The organism is Legionella pelazae, assembly GCF_052527395.1.
This window is the reverse complement of record NZ_JBNVZS010000022.1, coordinates 1-24,058: the sequence shown is the minus strand read 5'-3', so window position 1 is coordinate 24,058 and position 24,058 is coordinate 1. Positions and strand designations below refer to the sequence as shown.

Here is a 24,058-nt window from a genome sequence, read left to right as displayed (position 1 = left end):
TAATTTAATCTAAAATCCTTAAGGTTTATCAAATTATTTTTTAATTAATATAAATTATTAGCAAATCCATTTGCACTAAAAGGCTAGTTTTTAATATTCTTTGACTTTGAATTAAAATAGTGCAAAGGAGTACCTAGAACAAAGAAGAAAGGGTTGCTGATGTATGCTTTTCTTCTTTAATCTGTTTTCCCTGCAATGAAAATACGCCTAGATTACCTGCTGCTTTTGCGCTACCAGGTAAAAGAGAAAGTATCATTGGTTTTATAGTGAAAGACTTTTTATCATCAAGCAAAATATTACCTTGACTATCCATAACGGTTAAATGCAGCGACTCATTAGTACTATATTGGCCTGACTTTAATGCAACAAATTGCCCCGACATATCATAAGAACGAAGATATTCATCTGATTTAACATCTTGATTAGAGCTGCAAGAAACTTCCAAGCGACAAGTAAATAACTCTCGAGCTGCTGCCCATTCTTGCAACTTACCTTTTTTTGATAACGCTTCAGTAAAATCAATCGTATCTGTATTGAGAACAGCAGAGGCAAATGTTTCAGCTACTTTATGCAAAATATCGGGCTGAGTTATCCCATAACTTAGAATAAAAAACTTATTACGCGCAGGAATTAAAGAGGAGCCTTCTTTTATTGATTCTACTATTTTTTTCAGCCCTTCTGTTTCTTTATCTAGATTTCCTATTGTATTTTCACCATCGGTAAATAATAGAATATTATTATGCTGTGTTGATTGAGACAATACCGTTAATTGATCAGAGACTGTCCCAAAAAGTCGAGTTGCTCCAGTAGTACTTAGGCTACTAATATCCTTGGAGAACTGATATGAATCTTTTTTTTGATATTTACCCATTCCTATTTTTTTTGTAGTGTTGTTAAATTCATTGATGTTAATGACTGCATCCGGTTGAAATTCAAACAAAGCATCAGCAAATTCAATCACACTCTTTTTTAATTTATTCAGGCGTTCTCCATTCATACTACTACTTGTATCCAAAACAAAGTGGTAAGTAGGGGGCGTGAGTGTATTAGGGACAAAAAAGTAAGGAGTCACTTCAAGTGTATCTTTACTTATTTGTTTCTCTGCATAAAAAACTTTTTTATTTTCAAAAGTATCTGAGTGAGCAAAGAGTATGGGAGATTTTCCATCAACTAAGATAAGTTCTTGTTTATTGGCTTTTAAAAATTCTTTAATATTGAATCTTAAATTTTCACCTTCAATAGTTAGGTACTTGTAGTTTAAAGAATTAAATAGCGGAACATAAGCAGCAGAAGGAAGTTGAATATTCAAATACTCCTGTTCTTTATCTAGTTTGTAATCAAGTCCAGTCATTTGTAAAACACTCAGAACAGCTAGGCAGGATTTTTTATGGGTTTCAGCTATTGCATCATCAAAACAGTTTGCTTGAGCAATCTCATTTGCCACTAGCTCTGCAATACTAACTCGCTTGATAATGGGTTTTACAGCATCTTTTTGTAAAATTTCTTGCAAATCAACAGCTAGCTGCTCACCTTCTAGCGTGGTTTCTGAAATAAAGATAACACTTTCATCCTTGCAGATAACTTTGTTATTAGTTAAATCAATACCCATGGCTTGCAATAAATCGACCATGTTCTTTGTGCGTAATAGATTATTAACAAAATGCCCCATAAAGCCACCCTTTTATTAAAATAAATACATAATAGGGGCATAATACACAAATTGAAAAAATAGGCAATTAGACTTGATGCTATAGGAATTGAAACAAAGAAACTCTAGTTATTGCTCATTAGAAAACCTCTCATGCGCAGATGAACTTCAAGAAATTGGAAAAATTATTAGGTTTTTACAGGTCATATTGGTTTGAATCAATAGAATATAGTCATAAATTAAGTTTCGAAGCGCCTGAAAGGACCAGAACTATATATAAAAGATTAAAGAACCATATTAAAGTTTTTTCAATATTTAATTTGATGATGCTCGACCGGCAAAGAAATTGTTCCGTCTTGCTATAACTCTCTAATTGCATGATTATAAGCTAGATTCCTGTCTGTATTTATAATGCCAACGTCATAAGTTGAATTAGTCTTAATAAGTTTTTTCAAGAATCGTTTAGCAGATAAGGAACCACGGCAAGCCGCAAGGAACACTAGTTAAAAATTATTGCGGTTTTTAATAAATTAAATAATAATGCCTTAATTTTGCATAGAATGATCTAAAAATGACAGATGCTATTCCACAAAAAATGGTTAAATGGTTATTTCATGATACTGACTCACTTTCACTTGGCCTTGGAGGTTGGGTAAAACTACTGTGGGCGACTCTTTTTAGAGCAGACCATTCATTTACACTCCAATTTTTTAATGCGCTTAAAGAAAAAATTGCTGCGACCTGCCACGATGCAACGTTAACTCCTGAACAGAAAGAAATTATCTGTTACAATGCATTGTCTTATTTAGCTTTTGCGCACCCACAAGAAGGAAGTCAGCTCGATATGAATGGGGTTACTTATTCTATTCATAAAATCAAATTGACTTCAGGGTGGTTTAGCTCGCCCTATTATGCGTATGGCTTAAAAAGTAAGACATCATCAATACTTATTTTTCAAGGTACGACTGTGCCTAGCGACCGCGGTTTTATCGCAGGGATTTTAGGTGACACCATGCCTGGAGGCGCTGTTGGTACTTTTCTTTATAGACGCGGTAAACATAAGATTCAATCATGGATTAATAGCGAGTATCAGCGAACTGGTCGTCCAGTGATGTGTACGGGACAGAGTTTGGGCGGGGCAATGAGTATGCATTGTCATGTTCATCAGCCAACGAAAGTAGATTTTTATGTACTTAATCCACCTACTTTAACCTCACGCGAAGAAAAGATTTATGAACAAAACAAGAGCCAGACTACGGATAGATCTGCAAGAACGCTAAAAGTAATTACACATCGTAGCGATCCTGTTTTTCGTCTGGGGAGCCATTATTTACCACCCGGCACAAGAATTTTTGAACATGGTTTGAAAAATGAGAATGCTCTCCTAGCTCACGCAAAAGCGCCTAATTTTAAGAATTTTATATCAAAAACACCAGATACCTTTGTTGATTATGAGCGCCAAAAGTTAAGAACTTGGGTTTGGAAAATACAAAAAGCTGGTCTGTTTGTGGGCGCATTATTATGTCAAACGCTTTGGTTGATCCCGAGATTGATTATGCATACAGTCCATCATATTAGGCAATTCCTTCAAACAACGAAACCCATAGTGAAAAGTTCAACTGAGCACACAACTCACCAACAATTCGAGTGTCAAATCGCCATTAAAGAGCCATCTACAGCAACTAGGTACATTGAAAGCTCTCAATTAATTTTAAATATCATAGGGCATGAGAAGGCTTCGTTTAATAAACATAAACCTGATATTGCTTTATTAGGGCTTTTGAGCAGTTTAGAATACCCTGCTATTCGCATGAATTATATAGGAGAAAACGGGCAATATAATTTTGTCAACAAAGCTAGCTTTGTTGGATATTTAAATAATAACTTTCATTCTCAAGACATAAAGATGTCATTTTTGAATTCAAAAAGCACCATATCTGATATAAACTTAGTCATACCCGAGGGAATTAAAGCCTTTTAGCAAGCATAGGTCAGGCTTTGGCCCGCCAATATTTAATTCCGATTTAGTTTAGAATAAAAACCCAAATATGGCCTGTGAAATCTACCCTAAAATATCGATTGCCATAAATTTTGAATTAAACCATAACCTAGTAGGTAGCTATAATTAATGTCAGACCAAGGCCTGACCACGCTTGCTATACAATTGAGATCTGCCCAAGATTAAGATTTTTAACTTTTATCTTTTTACAACGGAACCGCTAAAAGTTTGCCAAGCGATATGATTAGGCACTGCTCATCAAGGCTACACGGGCTGATTTTTGTTTATTTTAGACATAATATTTTAATCCTAATTGTTAAAAAAATATACAAATAGATATATAGTTATTGTATAATTAAGTAAATAGTATTGGTATGGGCTAGAAAGATGCGTTTTAAAACAGAGCCAACAACGCGAAGGATTATTTTTGACATCTATGATAAAATGAGTGTTTCGGAAGCTCGCATGGCGCTTACCGAAAATTTTGCTAAATTGGAGGAACGTGAACTGACTGGAATAAAAATTCTAGGTGAGCCTTTATGGTTACTCCGCAAAAGTGACGACCCAGGCGTCTTAACTATTGAGTACATGACGTACGATTGGAATAAGGGAGGTTTGGCAAACCAGAAAGCTGTCCGTTCTTTGCAGTTAACCAAAAATGGCTGGCAGCCTTATGATTCGTCTTATAATAAAGATGACTTACTTGAAATAACCAAAGATAATATTGACGCTGACCGCCTTCGTGAGTTAGAAGAGTTTTTTAAAAAACACCCCAGATACAAACGAGAAAACATGATTTATCCGGAAATAGAATGGGCTATCCAGGAGGACAAGGCTACTCGGGAGAACGCTTCTAATACTAGTCATTTCAGACCGGTTAGGCCTTGTCCGGACGCGCAGAAAGGTCTACTAAGAAGGTCCAACACAACTAGTTCTCAATCACAAGGTATGTATCTAGCACAGCGTATAGTACAAGAACAGGAAAAAACACCTCAATTAGAAACAATACACGCTCCTACAAAAACTCCAGAAAGTATAATTTATAGCAAGTCCATAACTCCTCAGGGGATTCAAGCCATTCTTAATAGCAAACTTGGGTCATTAGACGCCTCTAAAATAGAGACATTATGTAGTACAGGTGGTAGTGTCTGGCTCATACGCGACAGTAACGTGGAAGGCTCTTTGACTGTTGAATCGTTGAAGTATAATAAAGATAAAAGACAATGGGAAGAACAACCTCCTCGACGTTTTACGTTAACAGAAAAGGGGGGATGGGTGGAAAATCCTTACAGACTGGGGTCTAAAGAATATGACGACCTTATGAAGGCAAATGGAGGTAGGGTTATATTGGCCAAGACAATTAATGAGGAACTTTCTAGCTTATTAGATATTTTATCTAACGATGGCTATCGAGAAGAATACAGAAGTCGTCCTATTTTAAAAGAGCCACCAGCTTGGCATAATGTATCTGGGCTTCGTAATAAAGTTCCTGCTTCAACGCGACCTGTACACGCTTCTACAAATATTCATTATAAGTACAAAGTAGATAGTCAAGAAGAGGGAAGAAATCATATCTTTAAAGCAAGTTACGCTGGTATGAAAGCAGAGCTTCAGACTTTAAAAGGAGATTTTTTAAAAAGCAAGATTCTTTCTGATTTTCAATCAAAAATTAGTAAAGCAACTAACAAAAAAGAGCTAGAAGCAATTGTAAATAAGTTAAAATTTATAGATGGTGATTCTGAAAAAGGACTTACCCCTGAATATTCAGTTATTAAAACTGGACAAGGACGTGCAACAAGGCTATTAGGACTGCAAACTACTTCGGACAAGGCATTAGACGCTATAATACAAGACCAAGAAAATTATATAACGAAATCCAGTGCTTGTAATCCTTAATTGAATTTCAAATGAGTTAGAAAGAACCGTATCTAGATATAAACTTTAGTAGTTTAAGCTTATGAAACATTCGTTAGCGATATAAAAGAGTCTTCGCCTCTTTTATGTCGGAGCTTTATTTAATATGGATCCCACACAAATGCTTCGCATTTTGTGGGATAACGTTCGTTAACGACATAAAAGAGCCTTCGCCTCTTTTATGTCGACTCACGTAATTAAACTTCCTTGATTTCATTGATAGTTATTTTATCGACAGGAACATCTGCATGACCTTGGTGGTTTCCAGTTTGCACCTTAGCAATTTCATCAACAATATCCATGCCTTCTACTACTTCACCAAATACACAGTAACCGTAACCCTGAGCATTTTCACTTTGGAAATTAAGAAAATTATTATCGACAAGATTAATAAAAAATTGCACAGTAGCTGAATGCGGATCAGATGTTCTAGCCATGGCAATTGTGCCTCGTTTATTAGATTTGGCATTCTTAGCTTCATTTTCAATTGCAGCCTCAGTAGGCTTTGCTGACATATCGGCCATTAACCCGCCGCCTTGAATCATAAATCCTGGAATAACTCGATGAAAAATCGTGTCATTATAAAAACCAGAACGAACATAATTAAGAAAATTTTGAACTGTATTAGGTGTTGTTTCATGATGAAGTTGCAGATGGATATCGCCTTTTGAAGTAGAAATAATGACCATTAAAGACTCCTAAACGTTAGTCGCAATTAAATCACGCATCTTAGCACAAACATCATGCATAACGTGAATATTATGAATGCTAGCTAAGGCTGTAAATAGAGTTGATTTTTGCTTAAATAGGTGATGCAACGCTGCTCTAGAATAATGTTTACAGGTATAACAGGTACAAGTAGCCATCACCGGTGACAAATCATCAGCAAAAGATGCTTTTTTAATTTGTAAACGATGATTAGGATAGTCACTAGCAAAACGCAGCCAGTTATTCTCCTTAATAATTTCTCCGCAATACAGTGCACCATGTCGGGCGTTTCTTGTTGGTGCAACGCAATCAAACATATCAATGCCTTCGGCTACCACATCTAATAAATCTTGCGGAGACATCCCAACACCCATTGTATAACGGGGCTTATTCTCGGGTAGAAATTCTCGCACCCAATGTATAACTTCAACTGTTTTTGGCATATCAAAACCGACAGTTTCACCACCAATAGCAATGCCATCTGTATTCATAGAAGCAATATATTGAGCACTTTCTCGGCGCAAGTCTTGATGAATACCACCTTGTATTATGCCAAATAAAGCTTGCGGAAAACCATAAATTGAATTGGGATGTTCCTGATGATAGTTAAGTGATTGTTTTAGCCATCGATGGGTACGTGCCATAATACGCATGACCTCATCACGTGAACAGTCATCAGGCGTGCACTGATCAAAGGCCATAATAATATCAGCACCAATAATCTTTTGCGTTGCCAATGACATTTCAGGGGTCATATGGATGATACGCTCTGTTAATGGTAATTTAAAATGAGCGCCTTCTTCATCAATTGTACAAATTTCTTTATTCTTAGATAAACTAAAAACTTGAAATCCACCACTGTCTGTTAGCATAGGCCCATGCCAACCCATAAACGGATGCATACCACCGGCTTGCTTAATAATCTCCATCCCAGGCGCACAAAGCATGTGATAGGTGTTGCCGCCTAATATAATTTGACTACCAGCAGCAGTTAACTCTGGGATAGTCATGTTATTTACGCCAGCGCGAGTTCCTACGGGCATGAAAGTAGGTGTAGTAAAATCACCATGTGCCGTTTTAATTTTCATAACACGAGCACTGGTATATTGATGTTTATGAAGTACTTGGCAGGTAAAGCTTGTCATTAATTTAAACCACAAAAACTAAACATTATAGCGAATCTTGGCTAGATTGGTTTAACTATTTTCGCCTCGTATTTATATAAAGAAATACAGCAGCGCTAAGCATACCGATAAAATATAAAAAAACCCAAGCCGGCATAGATAAGCCGAGTAATGTCCAATTGACTTCAGCACAATCAGCAGCTCCCCATAACAAAGCATGGAAAATATCGCGCCAGGGAAAATAACGTATTAATACATCTAAACCAGGTAAACAAGCAGGTATTTGATCATGCGGCAGTGATTGTAACCAAAGTTGACGTCCGGCAAAATATAAACCGGCTAAAGCAATAATTATTTGTAACATAGTGACTATACGCTGAGTGCGTAAAGAACTAACGAAAATGGCTATAAAACAAAGTAATACCTCCAAAATAACGCACAATCTTTGCATTAAACATAGAGGGCAAGGTTCTAGGCCTTGTATGTATTGAAAATAAAATGAAGCAGCCAATACGCTTAAGCTCACTAAAAAGAGAACAATTTGCCAGTAACGATAATGATAAATAGTCATGATTTAGGTAACATATATTCTATAGCGGTTTTAATATCCTCATCGCTACATTCAGCACAAGTTCCTTTCGGCGGCATAGCATTAAGGCCCTTAATGGCTGAAGCAGTTAAGCCGTCTATTTTTTTTGCCATACGTGGTTTCCAATCTGCTTCTTGGCGAAATTTTGGCGCACCTGCTAACCCATTTTGATGGCAACTTGCACAATATTTTTCATAAATTGCCTGACCAGGTTCCTCCTTGGCGGCAACTTGGGTTGTCGGTTGCTGAACTTCCTTTTGATTTGTAGCTGGGGCTGCATTTTCTATTTTAACCTCACCAATGGGTTTAATTCGCTCTATGATTTGCTGGCGATCAAAATCATTAACATTATCAGCAAAACACCATTTCATAAACACAATCAAAATTAACAGGGATATGCGCATATGAATCCTTAATAATCAATTCTAAAATAATAACCACAACTACTTATGATTTCCAGTCAAACATGTTTCACATGCTCTAACCTATTACTCTAACAAAAGTTTATTAATCCTATTAATAGATAGCCTATTACACCAACAAGCCTGTCATTCCTCAGCAGACTCTTAACGGATTGTCATTTCGGCGCAGGCGGGAATCCATTTTGTATCAAGCTTTTGTTCCACCTTGCAAAATAGGTTCCCGCCTGCGCGGGAACGACATTGTTACGTAGATAAGTTTGTGAGTTAATTGTAACCAAAAATGATCCTATATCATCCCGAAAATTCTATGTAATTCCCGCAAATTCTATGTCATCCCCGCGCAGGCGGGGATCTATTCATCAATTAGCACTGAGGTTAATTTTTAGATGAATCCCCGCCTGCGCGGGAACGACATGAGTTAACGCCTATCACTTTACTAGCGCTTCGACGTAAGAATATAATATTTATCGGCTTTAAGTTGATTAAATGAATGCATTTTAAGGTATAATTACTTAATGCAAGTTTTATTCTAGAAGTTAGACTATGAATGCTGAAAACTTCATCGTTTTAATTGCTGCGCCAGAGGTACTGGCAATACCTGTAAAAGAAAATCATGAAGAACTCATTGATATAAAAGACTCAACTGATATCTTAATTGGGCCTTCACCTGAGATTCCTAATAATACTGATTATACCAAGATGAGGTGTGAAGTCTATCAGCGCTTATTAAAAGCGCAATCTTTATTACCTCGTGGCTTACGATTTTGCTTATATGAAGGCTACCGTAGTTTATCATTACAAAAAACGTTATTTGAGGCACGTTATAAAAAAGTGGCGAAACAGCACCCTAATTGGTCTCATGAGCAACTTTTTAATGAAACAATAAAACTTGTTTCTCCCATAACTAATCTTGACGGTAGTACGAATATTCCGCCCCATGCCACAGGCGCAGCCATTGATGTTTACTTGGTTGATGAACAAGGAGAAGCAATTGATATGGGCATTCATCCCAAAGATTGGGCTGATGATACTGATGCTTTATATTCTGCCACAAAATGCCCTTTCATTTCTAAAGCGGCGCAAGCAAATCGCGATCTAATGGCTCATGTTCTACAAAAAGTAGGGTTTATTAATTATCCAACTGAATATTGGCATTGGTCTTATGGTGACCGTTACTGGGCATATGTTACTAAACATCCATATGCTATATATAACTGTGTTTAATAATATTTTATTAATATTTTTAGACAGAAAGGCTTTCAGCGCAGTAAAACTATGTATATATAGAGTAATAAATAAGCTTAAATTTACTTTTTTCCTTGAAAAAATTATTTTTTACTAGGGCGTTTTATAATTTATCCTCCGCCCTACTTTATTCTAAAAATTGACAAAAACTCTACTACAAAAGCAGCAATTCTTCGGCATCAATTTCTTCAAGATGCTGATGATAAGATAAGAGCTGTTCTTTTCTAATGTCTAATAATAAAGACTCTTTACTATAAGAATACCAATATCTGTTATCGGAAATAAGCTGATTGGCTGGAAGTAAACTAGTTAGCCAATCTTGATTTTGTTTATCTTTAGGTAGTGTTCTATAAGGAATCATTTCACCCTTACTTAATGCTTTAATTAACGCCTCACTTGCCCCATAATTACGGGCAACTTCTAAATAAAACATACGATCAGCTTCGCTTTTTACAATTAAAAAGCTAATTTGAGCATCCTGATCGAGTAATAAAAAACTGCCTGTATCATCCGCTAAATAAAATTCAACTATTTCCTTCTCTTGGCATAGCTTCTTAAAGAAGTTTATAAAACCCGCATCTTGTAAACAGGGAGGTGCCTCTAACGTTAATTCCTGATAGATAGACTTTGACATGTCTTGAAAATATTGCCACTGTAAATGTTTAATTCTATAAGTTATTAAATCAGCGATGTTTGGGTCACTTTTATAAATATAACCATCAATTAGTCCTGCTTTAAAGGCATCAATAGCTGATTGCTCATCTGCTTTACCAGTCAGTAATATTTTTTTAATTGGTGTATGTTTAATTGCTTGGCAAAATTGTATGCCATTCATATCAGACATTTCATAGTCAACTACAACTACTGAGATTTCATTGAAGCGTTTAGGATTATAAATTTCTGAATGAATTAATGTGTTAAGCTTTTGACTTAGTGTGCATTTACTTAATTCCGTAAAACGGTTGATACATCGTCTTTTAATAGTCGCTAAATCATTATGCTTCTTATGAATATAATCTAATGCATCAAAAGGAGAATCAAAAACTCGGTAGGCTAGCCATTCATCAAGTTGCAGCACAAAGTTAAGTAGAAAATCACGGCTATCATCAATAAATAAAGCAGTACTCGGAAAATAACAGGTTGGTATTAAAGAATTAGAATTTGGCATAGCTCCTCCTGAGCAAAGCGTTTTAACCTCATAATAAAGCAATTTCCTGAGCTTTATCAGTACAAATAATGACTACTCTTTTGAAATTTAAACAATTTCAGCAGGCAGCCAGGATTAATAAATCAATTCTACAACTTGTTTATAAAAATAACATATTTTGCATATTTTTCCAATAAACTTATTGTATTTTTATAAATTAATTCAAACTTTTAATAATTATTTCTTTATTGTTAAACCCTAGGTGATTAAAATGTTATTTTTTTGTAACCTTTGGTTTCTTATAACTATGACTAGAAATTTATTACACATTGCGACGAGGGAAAGTCCACTTGCGCTTTGGCAAGCTAATTTTGTTGCTAATTTAATTAAAACTAAACGGCCGGATATAACTATTGAATTATTACCACTGGTAACTTCAGGTGATAAATTTAGTAAAGGTAAACTACAAAGTGTTGGCGGCAAAGGCTTATTTGTTAAGGAATTAGAAGAAGCTTTATTAGATAAGCGTGCTGATTTAGCTGTTCACTCTATGAAAGATGTTCCTGCTGAATTACCAGCTGGCTTAGGATTGATGGCGATTTGTGAACGTGAAAACCCTTTTGATGTTTTTGTTAGCCGTACTGGCTGCTCTTTAGCAGAGCTTCCAGCTAAAAGTATTATTGGCACAGCGAGCCTAAGACGACAATCACAATTATTAGCTTATCGGCCTGACTTAACAGTGAAGGTATTACGGGGCAATGTCAACACTCGTTTAAATAAATTACACAGCGGTGAGTATGACGGTATTATCCTTGCAGCAGCTGGTTTGATTCGTATGGATATGGAACATATTATTACGGAAACACTTCCTGACTCCTGGATGTTGCCAGCATGTGGGCAAGGTGCCTTGGGTATTGAGACTCGCTGTGATGATGAGGAACTAATAAAAATTATTCAAGAATTAAATGATTCCCTAACTGCAGTTTGCGTTCATGCGGAACGTGAGGTTAATCGTTTATTAGGTGGTAATTGCCATGTACCTCTGGCAGTTTTTTGTCAAGAAAATGACAAAGATAATTTATTATTAAGAGCTAAAGTTTTGACCTTAGATGGTAAAACCAATATTTATGAAGAGCAAGAAGGGCCGAAGTCTCAGGCACTCTCTTTAGCTAAACAAGTGGTCGATAGATTATTAGAAAAAGGGGCTCGCGAATTACTTGCTATCTCATGAATAGTAAATCAACTAAAAGTTCATTAAAGGGGTTACGTGTTCTAAACACGAGGCCAATTGAGCAGGGAGAAGCCCTAAGCACAGCAATTAACCAGGCTGGAGGAATCGCACTTAACTGTCCGGCATTAGCGATTGTTCCTACTCAGATAAAATGGCTAAAAGCCCTACCTGATTTAGATACAGTTAAGCAGGCTATTTTTACTAGCGTTAATGCGGTTAATTATGCTTTTAAAGTATTTGCGCAGCAGAAGGTCGTTTGGCCTAGTAACATTGAAGTAACAGCAGTAGGAAGAAGCACAGCGAATCAATTAAAGCAACATAAAATTACTGTTAAAAATATTCCTCCAATTGCTGATAGCGAACATCTATTAGCTTTACCTTCACTACAAGAAATCCATAAAGACATTATTCTCTTATTTAAAGGTGAAGGTGGCCGCTTATTAATACCTCACACCTTAAAAGCACGTGGCGCAAAATTAATTGAACTAATTGTCTATCGACGTGAAAAACCTTTCGTAGATCGAGCGCTTTTAAAAACATGGTGGCATAATAAAACGGTGGATATTATACTGTTTACAAGTCAAGAGGCGATGCAAAATATTTTTTCAATGTTTGAGAGACCAGCTCATTCTTGGCTTAAAAATTTACCTTGCTTAGTGATTAGTAAGCGCTTAGCAGACGCTGCATCTTCATTAGGTATGCAAAACATTATAATTAGTAGCCCTGACACTATATTAGAGACACTCAGCCAATTTAACAAAGGATTTACTCATGAATAATAATGAGGAACTAAATCAATCGTCTTCAACTGTAGAAGAAACAGTAAATGAGCCTAAGCAGGCAGATGAGAACATAATCTCTAAAAAGAGTTTTGATCATAATATTAATGGTTGGCATGTCGGCTTATTAATTTTAACCTTAATTTCTTTATTATTAGCTGCGCTTGCTTTCTATCAGAACTCACATTTAAAAGCTTTGCAAACTCAGCAACAAAGCGATATAGCCGATCAATTTAGACTACTAAAAAGTCAACTGCAAAAAAATAACCTAACCATTAATACTCGTACTGAAAACCTAAAAAACTCACAAACTGAACTAAGTAATCAAGTAGATAAGCTAGATAATAGTTTACAAACAGCACTAAAACAGCGATTTTTTCAGAATCAAGATTGGTTGCTTTTAAAAGCGCGCTATTACCTTGAATTGGTGCAATTAAATGCTCATTGGGGAGAGGACCAACGAATAACTGCTGCCCTGTTACAACAAGCAGATCAGGTTTTACAAAATATACCTGAACAACAGTTGTTTCCCGTTAGACAGGCTATAGCACGAGAAATTAGTAAAATAAAAGCGCTACCTACAGTCGACCTAGCTGGACTATTAAGCCAATTAGACGCAGCTCAATCATTAGTAATGCAGTTACCAATGCAGCAAAGTTTAATTAATAATCAGCAAACTACTACGCCTTCCTCTACGACAGATAATTCTAGTTGGCGAAGGCAATTAAGTAATAGTTTAAGTTATTTAAAGAAATTAGTTGTTGTGCGTCGCCATGAGGGAGCTACCCAGCCAATATACTCGCCGCTCCATCAAGCCTTATTGCGTGAAATCATTCGAATGAATTTGCAAGAAGCACAATGGGCTGTCTTACAAAAGAATACAAAAGTTTATCAGCAAGCGTTAAATCAAGCTATAACAGCAATAAAAAACACATTTGATCAAGAAGCAACCAATACACAAGCGCTTCTTAAAAGCTTACAGCAATTACAACGGCAGAAGCTAGATTACCCAAAACCGATGGTTGATGAGCCTTTAGTATTACTTAACCAATATATCGAAACCAAAACTAAACCTACCATTCCTGCTGCAACACCTGCGACAACTTCCTCTACAGGAGGTGAACAATGATTGTTCGACTTTTATCCATTATTATTGTTCTCGTATTAGCTATTTGGCTAGGTCTTCAACTTAGTCATGATCCAGGTTATTTACTCATTGCTGTTAATCATTGGACGGTTGAAACAACCTTAGGGGTTGCATTTATAGGCTTATTATTTAGTTTTATCTTATTACATTTTATCTTACTTTTAATAAGTCGGCTTGGCCACTTTCCAGAGCGTTACCATGGCTGGAAAACTAAGCGCCGCACTCAAAAAGCGCAGGCTAAAACTCGTCAAGGCTTAATTGAGTTTAGTGAGGGTTACTGGCAATCTGCTAAAAATCATTTAATTAAGGCATTACCTGATACCGACGCCCCTCTCCTTAATTATTTAACCGCTGCTCGTGCAGCTCAAGAGTTAGGAGACTATCAGTTAAGGGATAAATATTTACGTGAAGCACAACAATCCATGCCTGAAGCAAAAGTGGCTGTAGAATTAACTCAAGCACAATTGCAATTAGCTAACCAACAATGGGAGCAAGCCTTAGCGACTTTAAGACACTTACAAAGCTTAACGCCCCATCATCCGTATGTATTAAAATTATTAATGTATCTTTATCAAGAAGTACGTGACTGGCCCCAACTAATTGGTATTTTACCTGAATTAAAGCGCAACCAAATAGTGACTGGTGAAGATTTTGAGCGTCTGCGGCGGTATACCTATTTGCAAGCCATGTCAGATTTAATTAAATTTTCTCAGACTGACGCATTAGAGTCTTTAATCCAGCAATTGCCAAAACCACTTAAAAATGATCCAGAATTGATGGCTTGTTATTGTAAATATTTATTACAAAATCAGCAGTATGATTTGGCTGAGTCAATTTTAAGGCGTTGTTTGCGAAAGCAGTACGACGATAACTTAGTGACATTGTATGGCCAATTTTATACCAATGAGGAGCAGTTAAAATTTGCAGAGTCGCTATTAAAAAAACACCCTAACTCAGCTGCTTTATACCTATGTTTAGGCCGTCTTAGCTCAGCAAACCATTTATGGGGAAAAGCAAAAAGCTATATTGAAAGAAGTCTGTCTTTAACACCCACCCCAGAGGCTTACATAGAAATAGGTAAATTGTATGAACGGTTTGGCGAGCAGGCGCAGGCCTGTAAGGCGTATAGAGATGGACTTCAGCTAGCACAAAAAACTGCTAAAGAAAAAGTTGATTCTAATTATGATCACTTTAAATTACCTTCGCCGTTATAATAGTAAGTGATAATACTTAACCAACGGGCAGAAAAGGCTTTATAAGATATAATAGCCAAGTGATTAAAAAAATAATGATAATATTTAGTTTAAGAGAGGGCTTTTTCTTAAAGATAACCTTAAAAATATAACAACTTAACTTTGTTAATAAAAATAATATTATCCAAGTAAGAAAACTTACCAACAAAGCTCTATAAAGGCAACCTGAGGTAAGTTTAAAAGGGTGAAATGTTGTAAAGAACCCAGCACCAGAGCGATAACATAGAATAAAAAAGTAGTGCCAGTCAAAAATAATAAGGAAGATTAAAGCATAAACCGTTAAAAGGCCTACACAGAGCCATACCTTTTTTGTAAATAACCATTTAAACATAAACTCGCCAACTAATTAAATTATCTATCTTTCATTTGGTTAACTGGCTGTAAATTTTAGTTAAATTTTCTGCAAGGTATATTTTTACAGTCATTATTTTTAATTAGCAATTTTACTTGAACTAGTCCATCTCTGATCTAGATACAGTATTAATGTTTGCATTTTATAAGACATTAATTAGAGTCTTTATTTTTACAGATTGCACTGATATCATTTTAAATCCCGGGCCGCACAAGCGTCATCACAAAATTTTAAGTTCTGCTCGACTTGGATCGTTGCATGATGAATATTATGTTTTTCTTTAAGTATTTGAGTTAACTGCTGGCGAGCATTATCAGTTAAAGAAGTCGTTGGCATGTATAGATGAACAGAAAGCGCATTTTCCTGTGTACTTAGAGCCCATATATGCAAATCATGTACCTGCTCAACACCTTCTACTGCCTTTAATGTCTCTAATACTGCAAGCCAAGAAATGCCTCTAGGGACACCATCAATAATTAGCCTAAAACTATCAGTAAATAAGGACCATGTTCCTTTAATAATAATGAGAGCAATTAATAAACCAACGACAGGATCAATCCATAACCAGCCAGTTAGATAAATAATAGCTGCGGCAATAACAACACCTACAGAAATTAAAGCGTCATAAAGTAGATGTAAAAATGCAGCACGAATATTTAAATCTTCTGAACCACGTAAAAATAAGATAGCTGTAGAGCCATTAATTAAAATCCCAATAGCCGCAACAATCATCACAGAACCCGCATGAACGTCAGAAGGGGAGAATAATTTATACATTGCTTCTGTTGCAATAATACCGCAGGTAAATACCAACATAATCCCATTGGCGAGTGCCGCTAAGATGGATGTTTTCTTCATACCATAGGTAGCATTTTGGGTCGGTGATTTTTTTAATAATCCATTCGCTACCCAAGCAAAAACCAATCCTAAAACATCGCCAAGATTATGTACTGCATCAGCCAGTAAGCTTGTGGAATTAGCTAAAAAAGAAAAAATAATTTGAAAAACAACAAAAGCTCCATTGGCACTAATGGCAATTAAGAACGCACTATTAAATGCGGCTGGTACACCATGATGATGACTATGTTGACCATTATGATCAGGGTGATGCTCATGCTGTTTACTCATCAATGCTCCTAGCGTTTAAGACTCTTGCTCATTGCCATAATAATTGACTCCTATTTTAATACGTTCTCTATCATTTTTCTTGCGCCAGCTATTGGTATCACGCAAGGAATAGACACAACCACAATATTCTTGTTTATAAAAATTTTCCCGCTTAGCAATTTCATACATGCGAGCAGCGCCATCGTTTTTACGCCAGTTATAAGTCCAATATATCATTCCTGGATAGCGGCCTGCGGCTCTTATCCCTGAGTCGTTAATTTGATTCATATCCTTCCAGCGTGAAATGCCTAATGAACTACTGATGACTGGAAAATCATGCTCATAAGCATAAAGGGCTGTGCGCTCAAAACGCATATCAAAGCAAACACTACAGCGCTTACCACGTTCTGGTTCCCATTCTAAGCCCTTTACTCGAGTAAACCAGTTATCTTTATCATAATCTGCATCAATAAAAGGAATATTGTGCTTTTTAGCAAAGGCAATATTTTCTTGTTTTCTAATTTCATACTCTTGTATGGGATGAATATTAGGATTATAGAAGAAAATTGAAAAATCAATTTTCGAAAAAATTAATGCTTCCATTACCTCCCCTGAACAGGGCGCACAGCAGGAGTGCAGTAACAACTTATCTGCCCCATTAGGAAGAGATAATTGTTCACGATTGACCATGATCTTTACTCGGTAAATTAATAAAATGTTGTCGGTAATAAACTAATTCAGCAATAGAATCTTTTATATCATCTAAAGCCAGATGTTTAGATTCTTTAGTCGCTCCATCAATTAATTTAGGTTGCCAACGTTTGACTAATTCTTTTAAAGTGCTGACATCTAAATTCCGATAATGAAAAAATGCTGCTAATTCGGGCATATATTTATATAAAAACCGTCTATCTTGGCAAATACTGTTACCGCACATAGGTGATTTGCCTTTATCAATATATTGCTTTAAAAATTCAATGGTTTGTTGCTCGGCAATTGCTTCGGTAATAGTTGACTCAAGAACGCGCTTTACTAAGCCAGATTGATTATGCTGTCTTGTATTCCACTCATCCATACTAGACATAATGTCCTCTGATTGATGAATAGCAATAACAGGGCCCTCTGCTAAAATATTTAAATGTAAATCCGTAACAACGGTTGCTATCTCAATAATTCTGTCTTTCTCTGGCTCAAGGCCAGTCATTTCTAAGTCTATCCAAATTAAATTATTATTACTCTTCATTCTTTATTCCAAGATTTTATAATTAACTCGGTGCAAGCAACGCGCCGTTTATGTAACTCTTCTTTAATTGCTACACCTTGATAACCTTCTGCAATTACAGTCTGCGCAGAAATTTTTAGACATTCATTTAGTATATACTGCCACCTTTCTTCTTGTGGATAATCTATTATTTTACCACGGCCTTGTAAGTCTGCCTTACAAATCAAAAGAAGTTGTTTAAATAAATTAGATCTGCGAAAAGCATCCGTTTGCTCTAATATTTTGACAATGGTCTTCGCTTTAAGCTCAGCTAGCCGGTGAATATTTAAATGAAATCGCGAGCCCATAACAGCTAATTTGCGGTAATCAGCTGGAATACGTAAACGCTGGCATAAAGCTTCAATGGCTTTTATCCCTTTTTCCTCATGCCCATGATGGCTTGGCCATTTAGCCATTGGGCTTAAGGCTTTACCTAGATCATGTAAAAGGGCAGCAAAACGAACAATTGGCTCATCCGAAGTTAAGACAGCAGCTTGCAAAGCCAAGAGGGTATGTATGCCACTATCAATCTCAGGATGATATTGAGGTGGGTTAGGAATACCAAATAAAGCATCTAACTCAGGTAATATAACGGCCAAAGCGTCACATTGACGTAGTGTTTTGATAAACACTTCAGGATTTTTTTCACCTAAGCTACGCTGCCATTCCTGCCATACTCTCTCTGGCACAAGATAATTTAATTCACCCTTTTTCACCATTTTATACATAAGCAGCCGCGTTTCTTCAGCTAATTGAAAGCCTAAATGATGATAACGAGCCGCAAAACGCGCGACACGCAAAACCCGAACTGGATCTTCAATAAAAGATTCAGATACATGGCGAAGCTTTTTAGCTTTTATATCTTCAACACCGCCAAAGGGATCAATAATATTACCTGCATCATCCATTGCTATGGCATTAATGGTTAAATCTCGTCTTTTGAGATCCTCTTCTAAAGTGACATGTTCATCAAAATCACAAGTAAAACCATAATAACCTGGTGCGGTTTTTCGTTCCTGGCGAGCTAATGCATATTCTTCACACGTGGTAGGATGCAAAAAAACTGGAAAATCGCGGCCAACTTGCTGGAAACCTTGCGCTTTCATTAAAGAGGGTGTAGCACCTACTACCACCCAATCACGCTCTTTAATAGGATAATTAAGTAACTGATCGCGAACAGCTCCTCCTACTAAGTAAATTTTCATTAATAAACCTTTATAACCGATTGGCTTGACTGTATAAAATAATCTGTCTAACTTGTACTTTATAGCATTTTGGCCTCATAATGTACAAATTTTTTAACGATCAAAGTTGTAAATTTTATTAGACTACTCTTTAATTATGAGTAAAAGACGACTTAATAAACAACAGGCTGCTCGTGTTCAAAGAATACAAGCCAATTATCAACAGCCCAGCATTGATTCTTCTAGCCATGAGGATGGCCTTATTATTTCTCGTTTTAGCCGACATGCTGAAGTTGAAGATAAAAATGGAAAACGATTTCACTGCTCCATTCGCCCTAATATTGATTCTTTAGTTGCAGGCGATCGCGTTGTTTGGCAACCAACCGGAATAGATCAAGGTGTTGTCTTAAGCCGATATCCGCGTAAAACGGTTCTTACGCGTACTGATAAGCGTGATGAACATAAACCTATTGCCGCCAATATCTCACAAGTATTGATTGTGGTTGCACCAAAACCTGCTATCAGCTGGCTGTTACTTGATAGTTATCTTGTTGTGGCTGAAAATTTACAATTACAGGTCCAAATTGTACTTAATAAGGTAGACTTACCCTGCTTATCCCTACAGCAAGAGTTAATCGATTATTATCAACCATTAGGCTATAACCTTTTATTTACATCTAAAGAGGATTTAAATAGCTATTTAATTTTACAGCAAAGTTTACGGGATCATGTTAATGTTTTTGTAGGCCAATCGGGTGTGGGAAAATCCTCCCTCATAGAAAAAATATTACCTCATGAGAAAATCCAAGTAGCGGCTATTTCAGAATTATCTGAACTTGGCTGTCATACAACAAGTAATTCTCGATTTTATCATTTACCGCAAGGTGGCGCTCTCATTGATTCTCCAGGTGTACGTGACTTTAGCCTAAGCAATATTTCCCCCGCAGAGGCCATTTATGGATTTCGTGAATTTAGAGACTTAGCATCCCATTGTAAATTTCGTAACTGTAATCATCGAGATAATCCAGGTTGTGCTTTAATTGATTCCATTAAACAAGGACATGTGTCTCCAAGACGTTATGAAAATTTACTTAAAATCAAAGCACAGTTGGCAATACAGAACTATTAAGATAAAGCTCTTCTTTATCTTGACGGTTTTCAAGAGAAGGAATATTTGTTGCAAATTTACTGAAATATAGAGGTAGTGAAGTCTTATCAAAATTAACCACAGCCTTACTGGCAATTTTTTCTAAAATGCTTGGCAGTTCATACCAGGCTTGGCCCTGAAAATTAAAAGCATTCAGCTCTTGATGAAATCGCCTAGCTGCTTCTTGATAAAATATAGTATTTATCGACGAATCCTTAAAAAGCCCGAAGCCCTTAGATGTACGAGCTACTTGCCATGCCATACGATGAATTAGAAAGTCTCGTATGATTTGCATTAATGTATTCGGTGGAACAGGCTCAATTTTACCTCTTAATTGATTTAAAATTTCATCACTCTCTTCTTTAGGCATTTCTTTTAAAAATTCGAAGAATTTTATATTAATACGTATCCATTTAAGATAATCATTTTGCTCTTGAAGTAGCGTCAGAATAATCTCTTCTAAGAAAGATTCAATTTGAGGCCCGATTCTACTGCTCCTATCCTTATAGGACCATAAAACCATTAATAATGTATCCGGTTCAAAGCAAGTAGTAGAGGATTGTTTAAATAGAGTCTCGTCAATAATTTTATTTAACCAAGCAATAGTGTCTGAATAACGCAGAAATGTAACTCTATAATCATCATTAATAAAGGCAGGCTTGATAATAGATTCTATTAAAGAGGCATAAATAAAACGAGCCTGGGTGAAATTCCCTGTAACGATGGACTTTTTTATTAAACTCATTATATCTTTACCCGTTTTGGTAATTGTATTAGAACAATCCCAAAGCGATAAAGATTTGCCTGAAAACGGGGCATATCTAAAATTATGGGTCATTACTGATACACATAAAATCAAAATTCGTTTTATTGCTTCCTCGGAACTTATGTAATTATAATCACTGTAAACTTTCTGAGCTGATTGCAACCTAAGTGCATCTATACGTACTTTATGTTCCCATTCAATTGGAAACTGCACCAATGGATCATAATCAATTACAAACTTTAAGAAATATTGGGCATAAACTACAAGGCACTCGCCTTTATCTAAAACCTGTTCTAAAACTTCTAAAAAAGTTATTTTTCTTCCTTCAAATAAAATCGTCTGATTTAACAAATGTAACCTTTCTTCTTCTGGCAAACTGTTTAAATAGCTCAAAAATTCTGCATAACTATTTTCGGCGTAATCTAATTGAGATGCAGTAATATCATTGCCTAAATATAAACCTTCAGGATATAAAGTGCCTTCAACTAATTTTTTTACTTCCAGCACCGTTTTACGGCTAGCTGGCATTTCATAGCTTTCTTCTTCAGCCTCGTTAAAACAATTTACAAAATGCGGCAGAGACTGCTTTATGCGTTCTTTCTCTAGTGCAGTAAAAGGTCTAAAATGATTGCAATTATAGAATGTTTTGCGATATTTAAAATTATTGACGCAATTTGGCAAAAAGATAAGTTCATCACCTTGCTCAGAAAGAATATAATAGGTTAATGGATAAACAGTAAGTTTCTCTTCTGTTACAAAATCCATATCATGCGTTAGTGTTGGAATTAATAATTTATAGTAAATGGGTGGGCTTAAAAAATTAATAAGCCCCGCACCTTCTAGATATTGCGCTAGTGATATCCAAGATTTATTAGCACCGTCTACTAAACGAGTATAATCAAGCGACGTATCACTGATTTCTTGCCATCTTAATTTAAAAATCTCAACAATATCTGTTATTAAATTAAGATTGATTTGCCCTTTAAATCTTATAAATTGCTTAAGTTTTGCTATCTTTTCTTTTAATAAAGGAGAGAGTGATTCAGTTGATAAAGCGTTAACTAAGGATTCTAATTTAGAAATCTTATAATAAGTGCCAGCCTGAAGAGTTTGATAGACAGAAGCGAGCTGATTATGTTTTCCTATTAAAGAGTGATCTAATTCATATACCCACTGAGCGACAGCTTTTAGTTTTGGGGTTAAGTTTGTTGTTTGCTGCAAAAGCTCGATTAATAATTCCAAGAGATAAAACTGTTTACCTCTTACTTTAAACAAAACACTATAAAGATAATTTACATCTTCTAGGTTACTGAACTTAATTACATTAATAAAATCAATAATAGCTCTTTTTAAATGAGATTTATTATCTGATTCTAAACTTTGAAAATAGGCTTCAATAACAGTCAATAACTCTGGTAATAGTTGTCTTGGTAATTGGCCTGTTGTTTTCCATGTTGGAGCAAATTGTCTTACTAAGCAATGCCAAATGGTTAGTCCGCTTTTATCATCTTGTAATAATAAATTGTCAGAATTATAAATAATTTTTTGCCAATTCATGGATAATAAATCACTCAATTCCTCTAGCTGAGTAAAATTAAAAGTATTTTGGCTTATGAATTTATGTTTAAATACAGAGGCTTTCGAGCTAAATGCAGGAAGAGTTGTTAAAGATAAAGCATTTAATAATTCTGACAAATTATGAAATTCAAAATAATGTTTAGTTTGTATCGGACGTTCAAAAAGCTTATTTTTTAAAAAAGAAGGAGAGTGAGAACTATAAATTTTGTCCAGTACTGCATTTAATTTCTTTCCTAGGTCTTCTCCTTCTGGCTTTGCGAAACAATCAACCAGAATTTGTACTAAATAAACTTTACTTTGCTCATATTCAATACACATACTATAAAAAGAATTGATATCTTCAGCCGCAAATGTATTTAAATAATTACAAAAATTTTTAAATGCCACTTTAAACTTAGTAAAATCTTCAGCCTCCTCACAATCAAAGTAGGTATGAATGACTTCACACAGAGCAGAAGTTAGTTCAATCTTTACATAATCTGTATGCCAGTTAGGAAGTATTTCGTAAGTAAAATAATTCTTAAAATTAACTGTCTCTTCATCGCCAGACTGACTTTTATTATAAAGGCGATATAACTCTTTAATTGTTAAAGAAGGATAGCTATCAAATTTTCCGCAGGAAACGAAGGTTTTAGCCGACTGTTGTAGTTTATGAATAAGGCTCGTCACTGAATAAATCGTTTTATTATCATTACCTAAATATATATCATTTAAGTCTTCTATTTCATTTAAATTAAAGTCTTGAGAAAAAGATTCTGCGCCAGGAATCAATATAGTTAAAAACGGTTTTTTCAATTCTTTGCCTAAAGATTTAGCTAAGGTGATCCATGCATTAGATTGATCGAACGGTAATAAGGTATAATCATCAACTGTATCAATACTATTATCACAACGTTGCGCAAAAGCAGATTCAATTAATTTAATCTCATTGATAGAGAGCTCTTGAGAGGAATCTAGTGAAGAAAAATTTGCTTTTATAAAATTTAAAAATACTAAATCAGCGAAGTTTAAGCTAGCCTCGTTTAAAGATACAACCTGAATAAATTCCTGAAGCCGACGAACTAACATACAAGCTATTATCCCATAAACTGGTTGATTCATATTACAGTAAGTTCTAATGAATTATCTACATGTAATAAATACTTCTCATCTTTAGCAATGCTTAGCTTGTTAATAAATTAATAACAAAAGTAAAGTGACTTACTATTTGCTTGTTTAATACAAATTAGATAAGAACTTCCTAATAAGAAACAAATTTTTGGGCATTATAAACCAATAAGAAAATCATTTATAGAATAATTCAGGGTAAAGAAAAAATAATCTGAAAAAATTAGGCATTTAACCTATAAAAGTTTAAAAGGACTAATAAAGGAAGAGTGTCCCGATTGGAAAATGCTTAAGAAAGTAAAAACTCAATGCAACGTGTATAAAAAAAGCGGCAAGGAGCCGCTTTCAAG

At 35.5% G+C, this 24,058-nt stretch carries 19 protein-coding genes; 8 read left to right on the top strand and 11 right to left on the bottom strand.

All coding sequences use genetic code 11. The features are described 5' to 3' along the window. Positions 1-133: 133 nt before the first annotated feature. A complete protein-coding gene (locus ACQUW5_RS14950; protein WP_444992064.1) occupies positions 134-1,669 on the bottom strand; it encodes a VWA domain-containing protein in 1,536 nt (511 codons plus the stop codon). Positions 1,670-2,219: 550 nt separating this feature from the next. Between ACQUW5_RS14950 and ACQUW5_RS14945 the strand changes: the two genes are divergently transcribed. Both ACQUW5_RS14945 and ACQUW5_RS14940 read left to right on the top strand, forming a co-directional pair. Further along, complete coding sequence (locus tag ACQUW5_RS14945; protein WP_444992063.1) at positions 2,220-3,629, top strand: hypothetical protein; 1,410 nt, start codon at positions 2,220-2,222, stop codon at positions 3,627-3,629. Between the two features lie 405 nt (positions 3,630-4,034). After that, positions 4,035-5,543: a hypothetical protein gene (locus ACQUW5_RS14940; protein WP_444992062.1), complete on the top strand. Its 1,509-nt coding sequence runs from the start codon at positions 4,035-4,037 to the stop codon at positions 5,541-5,543. A 215-nt stretch (positions 5,544-5,758) separates the two neighbouring features. Here ACQUW5_RS14940 and ACQUW5_RS14935 read toward each other — a convergent pair whose 3' ends face one another. From ACQUW5_RS14935 to ACQUW5_RS14920, 4 genes are read right to left on the bottom strand one after another with little or no spacing between them, the layout of a single operon-like run. Continuing rightward, positions 5,759-6,250, bottom strand: coding sequence for a peptidylprolyl isomerase (locus ACQUW5_RS14935; protein ID WP_444992061.1), 492 nt, complete (start codon positions 6,248-6,250; stop codon positions 5,759-5,761). A gap of 9 nt (positions 6,251-6,259) precedes the next feature. Further along, a complete protein-coding gene (gene tgt / locus ACQUW5_RS14930) occupies positions 6,260-7,414 on the bottom strand; it encodes a tRNA guanosine(34) transglycosylase Tgt (protein ID WP_444992060.1) in 1,155 nt (384 codons plus the stop codon). A 55-nt stretch (positions 7,415-7,469) separates the two neighbouring features. Continuing rightward, positions 7,470-7,964 (bottom strand): disulfide bond formation protein B, encoded by a 495-nt coding sequence (locus ACQUW5_RS14925; protein WP_444992059.1) that lies wholly within the window; start codon positions 7,962-7,964, stop codon positions 7,470-7,472. After that, complete coding sequence (locus tag ACQUW5_RS14920) at positions 7,961-8,386, bottom strand: c-type cytochrome (RefSeq protein WP_444992058.1); 426 nt, start codon at positions 8,384-8,386, stop codon at positions 7,961-7,963. The genes ACQUW5_RS14925 and ACQUW5_RS14920 overlap by 4 nt, the downstream gene beginning before the upstream one ends. Before the next feature lie 561 nt (positions 8,387-8,947). On the opposite strand from ACQUW5_RS14920, the gene ACQUW5_RS14915 reads away from it, so the two are divergent. Further along, the gene (locus tag ACQUW5_RS14915) at positions 8,948-9,628 is read left to right on the top strand and encodes a M15 family metallopeptidase (protein ID WP_444992057.1); all 681 of its coding nucleotides are present in this window, start codon (positions 8,948-8,950) and stop codon (positions 9,626-9,628) included. A gap of 175 nt (positions 9,629-9,803) precedes the next feature. Here ACQUW5_RS14915 and ACQUW5_RS14910 read toward each other — a convergent pair whose 3' ends face one another. Then, a complete protein-coding gene (locus ACQUW5_RS14910) occupies positions 9,804-10,817 on the bottom strand; it encodes a response regulator (protein ID WP_444992056.1) in 1,014 nt (337 codons plus the stop codon). Between the two features lie 286 nt (positions 10,818-11,103). Between ACQUW5_RS14910 and hemC the strand changes: the two genes are divergently transcribed. Genes hemC through ACQUW5_RS14890 form a run of 4 tightly spaced genes read left to right on the top strand, consistent with a single transcriptional unit; the run spans position 11,104 to position 15,167 of the window. Beyond that, positions 11,104-12,027, top strand: a complete 924-nt coding sequence (gene hemC / locus ACQUW5_RS14905) for a hydroxymethylbilane synthase (RefSeq protein ID WP_444992055.1) — start codon at positions 11,104-11,106, stop codon at positions 12,025-12,027. Continuing rightward, a complete protein-coding gene (locus ACQUW5_RS14900) occupies positions 12,024-12,806 on the top strand; it encodes a uroporphyrinogen-III synthase (protein ID WP_444992054.1) in 783 nt (260 codons plus the stop codon). Before hemC ends, ACQUW5_RS14900 begins: the two co-directional genes overlap by 4 nt. After that, the gene (locus ACQUW5_RS14895) at positions 12,799-13,935 is read left to right on the top strand and encodes a uroporphyrinogen-III C-methyltransferase (RefSeq protein ID WP_444992053.1); all 1,137 of its coding nucleotides are present in this window, start codon (positions 12,799-12,801) and stop codon (positions 13,933-13,935) included. Before ACQUW5_RS14900 ends, ACQUW5_RS14895 begins: the two co-directional genes overlap by 8 nt. After that, a complete protein-coding gene (locus ACQUW5_RS14890) occupies positions 13,935-15,167 on the top strand; it encodes a heme biosynthesis HemY N-terminal domain-containing protein (RefSeq protein WP_444992065.1) in 1,233 nt (410 codons plus the stop codon). Before ACQUW5_RS14895 ends, ACQUW5_RS14890 begins: the two co-directional genes overlap by 1 nt. 580 nt (positions 15,168-15,747) lie before the next feature. Here the strand turns inward: ACQUW5_RS14890 and ACQUW5_RS14885 are convergent. The 4 genes from ACQUW5_RS14885 to ACQUW5_RS14870 are packed head-to-tail and all read right to left on the bottom strand — an operon-like array spanning position 15,748 to position 19,131. Further along, positions 15,748-16,686, bottom strand: coding sequence for a cation diffusion facilitator family transporter (locus ACQUW5_RS14885; RefSeq protein WP_444992052.1), 939 nt, complete (start codon positions 16,684-16,686; stop codon positions 15,748-15,750). A gap of 15 nt (positions 16,687-16,701) precedes the next feature. Then, on the bottom strand, positions 16,702-17,355 hold the full coding sequence (locus ACQUW5_RS14880; RefSeq protein ID WP_444992051.1) for an epoxyqueuosine reductase QueH: 654 nt from the start codon (positions 17,353-17,355) through the stop codon (positions 16,702-16,704). Beyond that, on the bottom strand, positions 17,342-17,908 hold the full coding sequence (gene orn / locus ACQUW5_RS14875) for an oligoribonuclease (RefSeq protein WP_444992049.1): 567 nt from the start codon (positions 17,906-17,908) through the stop codon (positions 17,342-17,344). The genes ACQUW5_RS14880 and orn overlap by 14 nt, the downstream gene beginning before the upstream one ends. Next, positions 17,905-19,131 carry a multifunctional CCA addition/repair protein gene (locus tag ACQUW5_RS14870; protein ID WP_444992048.1) on the bottom strand — a complete coding sequence of 409 codons (1,227 nt, stop codon included), beginning with the start codon at positions 19,129-19,131 and terminating at the stop codon, positions 17,905-17,907. Before ACQUW5_RS14870 ends, orn begins: the two co-directional genes overlap by 4 nt. Positions 19,132-19,267: 136 nt before the next feature. On the opposite strand from ACQUW5_RS14870, the gene rsgA reads away from it, so the two are divergent. Next, positions 19,268-20,239, top strand: coding sequence for a ribosome small subunit-dependent GTPase A (gene rsgA, locus ACQUW5_RS14865; RefSeq protein WP_444992047.1), 972 nt, complete (start codon positions 19,268-19,270; stop codon positions 20,237-20,239). Here rsgA and ACQUW5_RS14860 read toward each other — a convergent pair. Further along, on the bottom strand, positions 20,208-23,669 hold the full coding sequence (locus ACQUW5_RS14860) for a hypothetical protein (protein ID WP_444992046.1): 3,462 nt from the start codon (positions 23,667-23,669) through the stop codon (positions 20,208-20,210). The genes rsgA and ACQUW5_RS14860 overlap by 32 nt on opposite strands. Positions 23,670-24,058 lie beyond the last annotated feature (389 nt).

Coding starts and splice junctions, on each gene's coding strand:
- ACQUW5_RS14950 (WP_444992064.1), bottom strand. CDS start 1,669: ATGGGGCATTTTGTTAATAATCTATTACGCACAAAGAACATGGTCGAT.
- ACQUW5_RS14945 (WP_444992063.1), top strand. CDS start 2,220: ATGACAGATGCTATTCCACAAAAAATGGTTAAATGGTTATTTCATGAT.
- ACQUW5_RS14940 (WP_444992062.1), top strand. CDS start 4,035: ATGCGTTTTAAAACAGAGCCAACAACGCGAAGGATTATTTTTGACATC.
- ACQUW5_RS14935 (WP_444992061.1), bottom strand. CDS start 6,250: ATGGTCATTATTTCTACTTCAAAAGGCGATATCCATCTGCAACTTCAT.
- tgt (WP_444992060.1), bottom strand. CDS start 7,414: ATGACAAGCTTTACCTGCCAAGTACTTCATAAACATCAATATACCAGT.
- ACQUW5_RS14925 (WP_444992059.1), bottom strand. CDS start 7,964: ATGACTATTTATCATTATCGTTACTGGCAAATTGTTCTCTTTTTAGTG.
- ACQUW5_RS14920 (WP_444992058.1), bottom strand. CDS start 8,386: ATGCGCATATCCCTGTTAATTTTGATTGTGTTTATGAAATGGTGTTTT.
- ACQUW5_RS14915 (WP_444992057.1), top strand. CDS start 8,948: ATGAATGCTGAAAACTTCATCGTTTTAATTGCTGCGCCAGAGGTACTG.
- ACQUW5_RS14910 (WP_444992056.1), bottom strand. CDS start 10,817: ATGCCAAATTCTAATTCTTTAATACCAACCTGTTATTTTCCGAGTACT.
- hemC (WP_444992055.1), top strand. CDS start 11,104: ATGACTAGAAATTTATTACACATTGCGACGAGGGAAAGTCCACTTGCG.
- ACQUW5_RS14900 (WP_444992054.1), top strand. CDS start 12,024: ATGAATAGTAAATCAACTAAAAGTTCATTAAAGGGGTTACGTGTTCTA.
- ACQUW5_RS14895 (WP_444992053.1), top strand. CDS start 12,799: ATGAATAATAATGAGGAACTAAATCAATCGTCTTCAACTGTAGAAGAA.
- ACQUW5_RS14885 (WP_444992052.1), bottom strand. CDS start 16,686: ATGAGTAAACAGCATGAGCATCACCCTGATCATAATGGTCAACATAGT.
- ACQUW5_RS14880 (WP_444992051.1), bottom strand. CDS start 17,355: ATGGTCAATCGTGAACAATTATCTCTTCCTAATGGGGCAGATAAGTTG.
- orn (WP_444992049.1), bottom strand. CDS start 17,908: ATGAAGAGTAATAATAATTTAATTTGGATAGACTTAGAAATGACTGGC.
- ACQUW5_RS14870 (WP_444992048.1), bottom strand. CDS start 19,131: ATGAAAATTTACTTAGTAGGAGGAGCTGTTCGCGATCAGTTACTTAAT.
- rsgA (WP_444992047.1), top strand. CDS start 19,268: ATGAGTAAAAGACGACTTAATAAACAACAGGCTGCTCGTGTTCAAAGA.
- ACQUW5_RS14860 (WP_444992046.1), bottom strand. CDS start 23,669: ATGTTAGTTCGTCGGCTTCAGGAATTTATTCAGGTTGTATCTTTAAAC.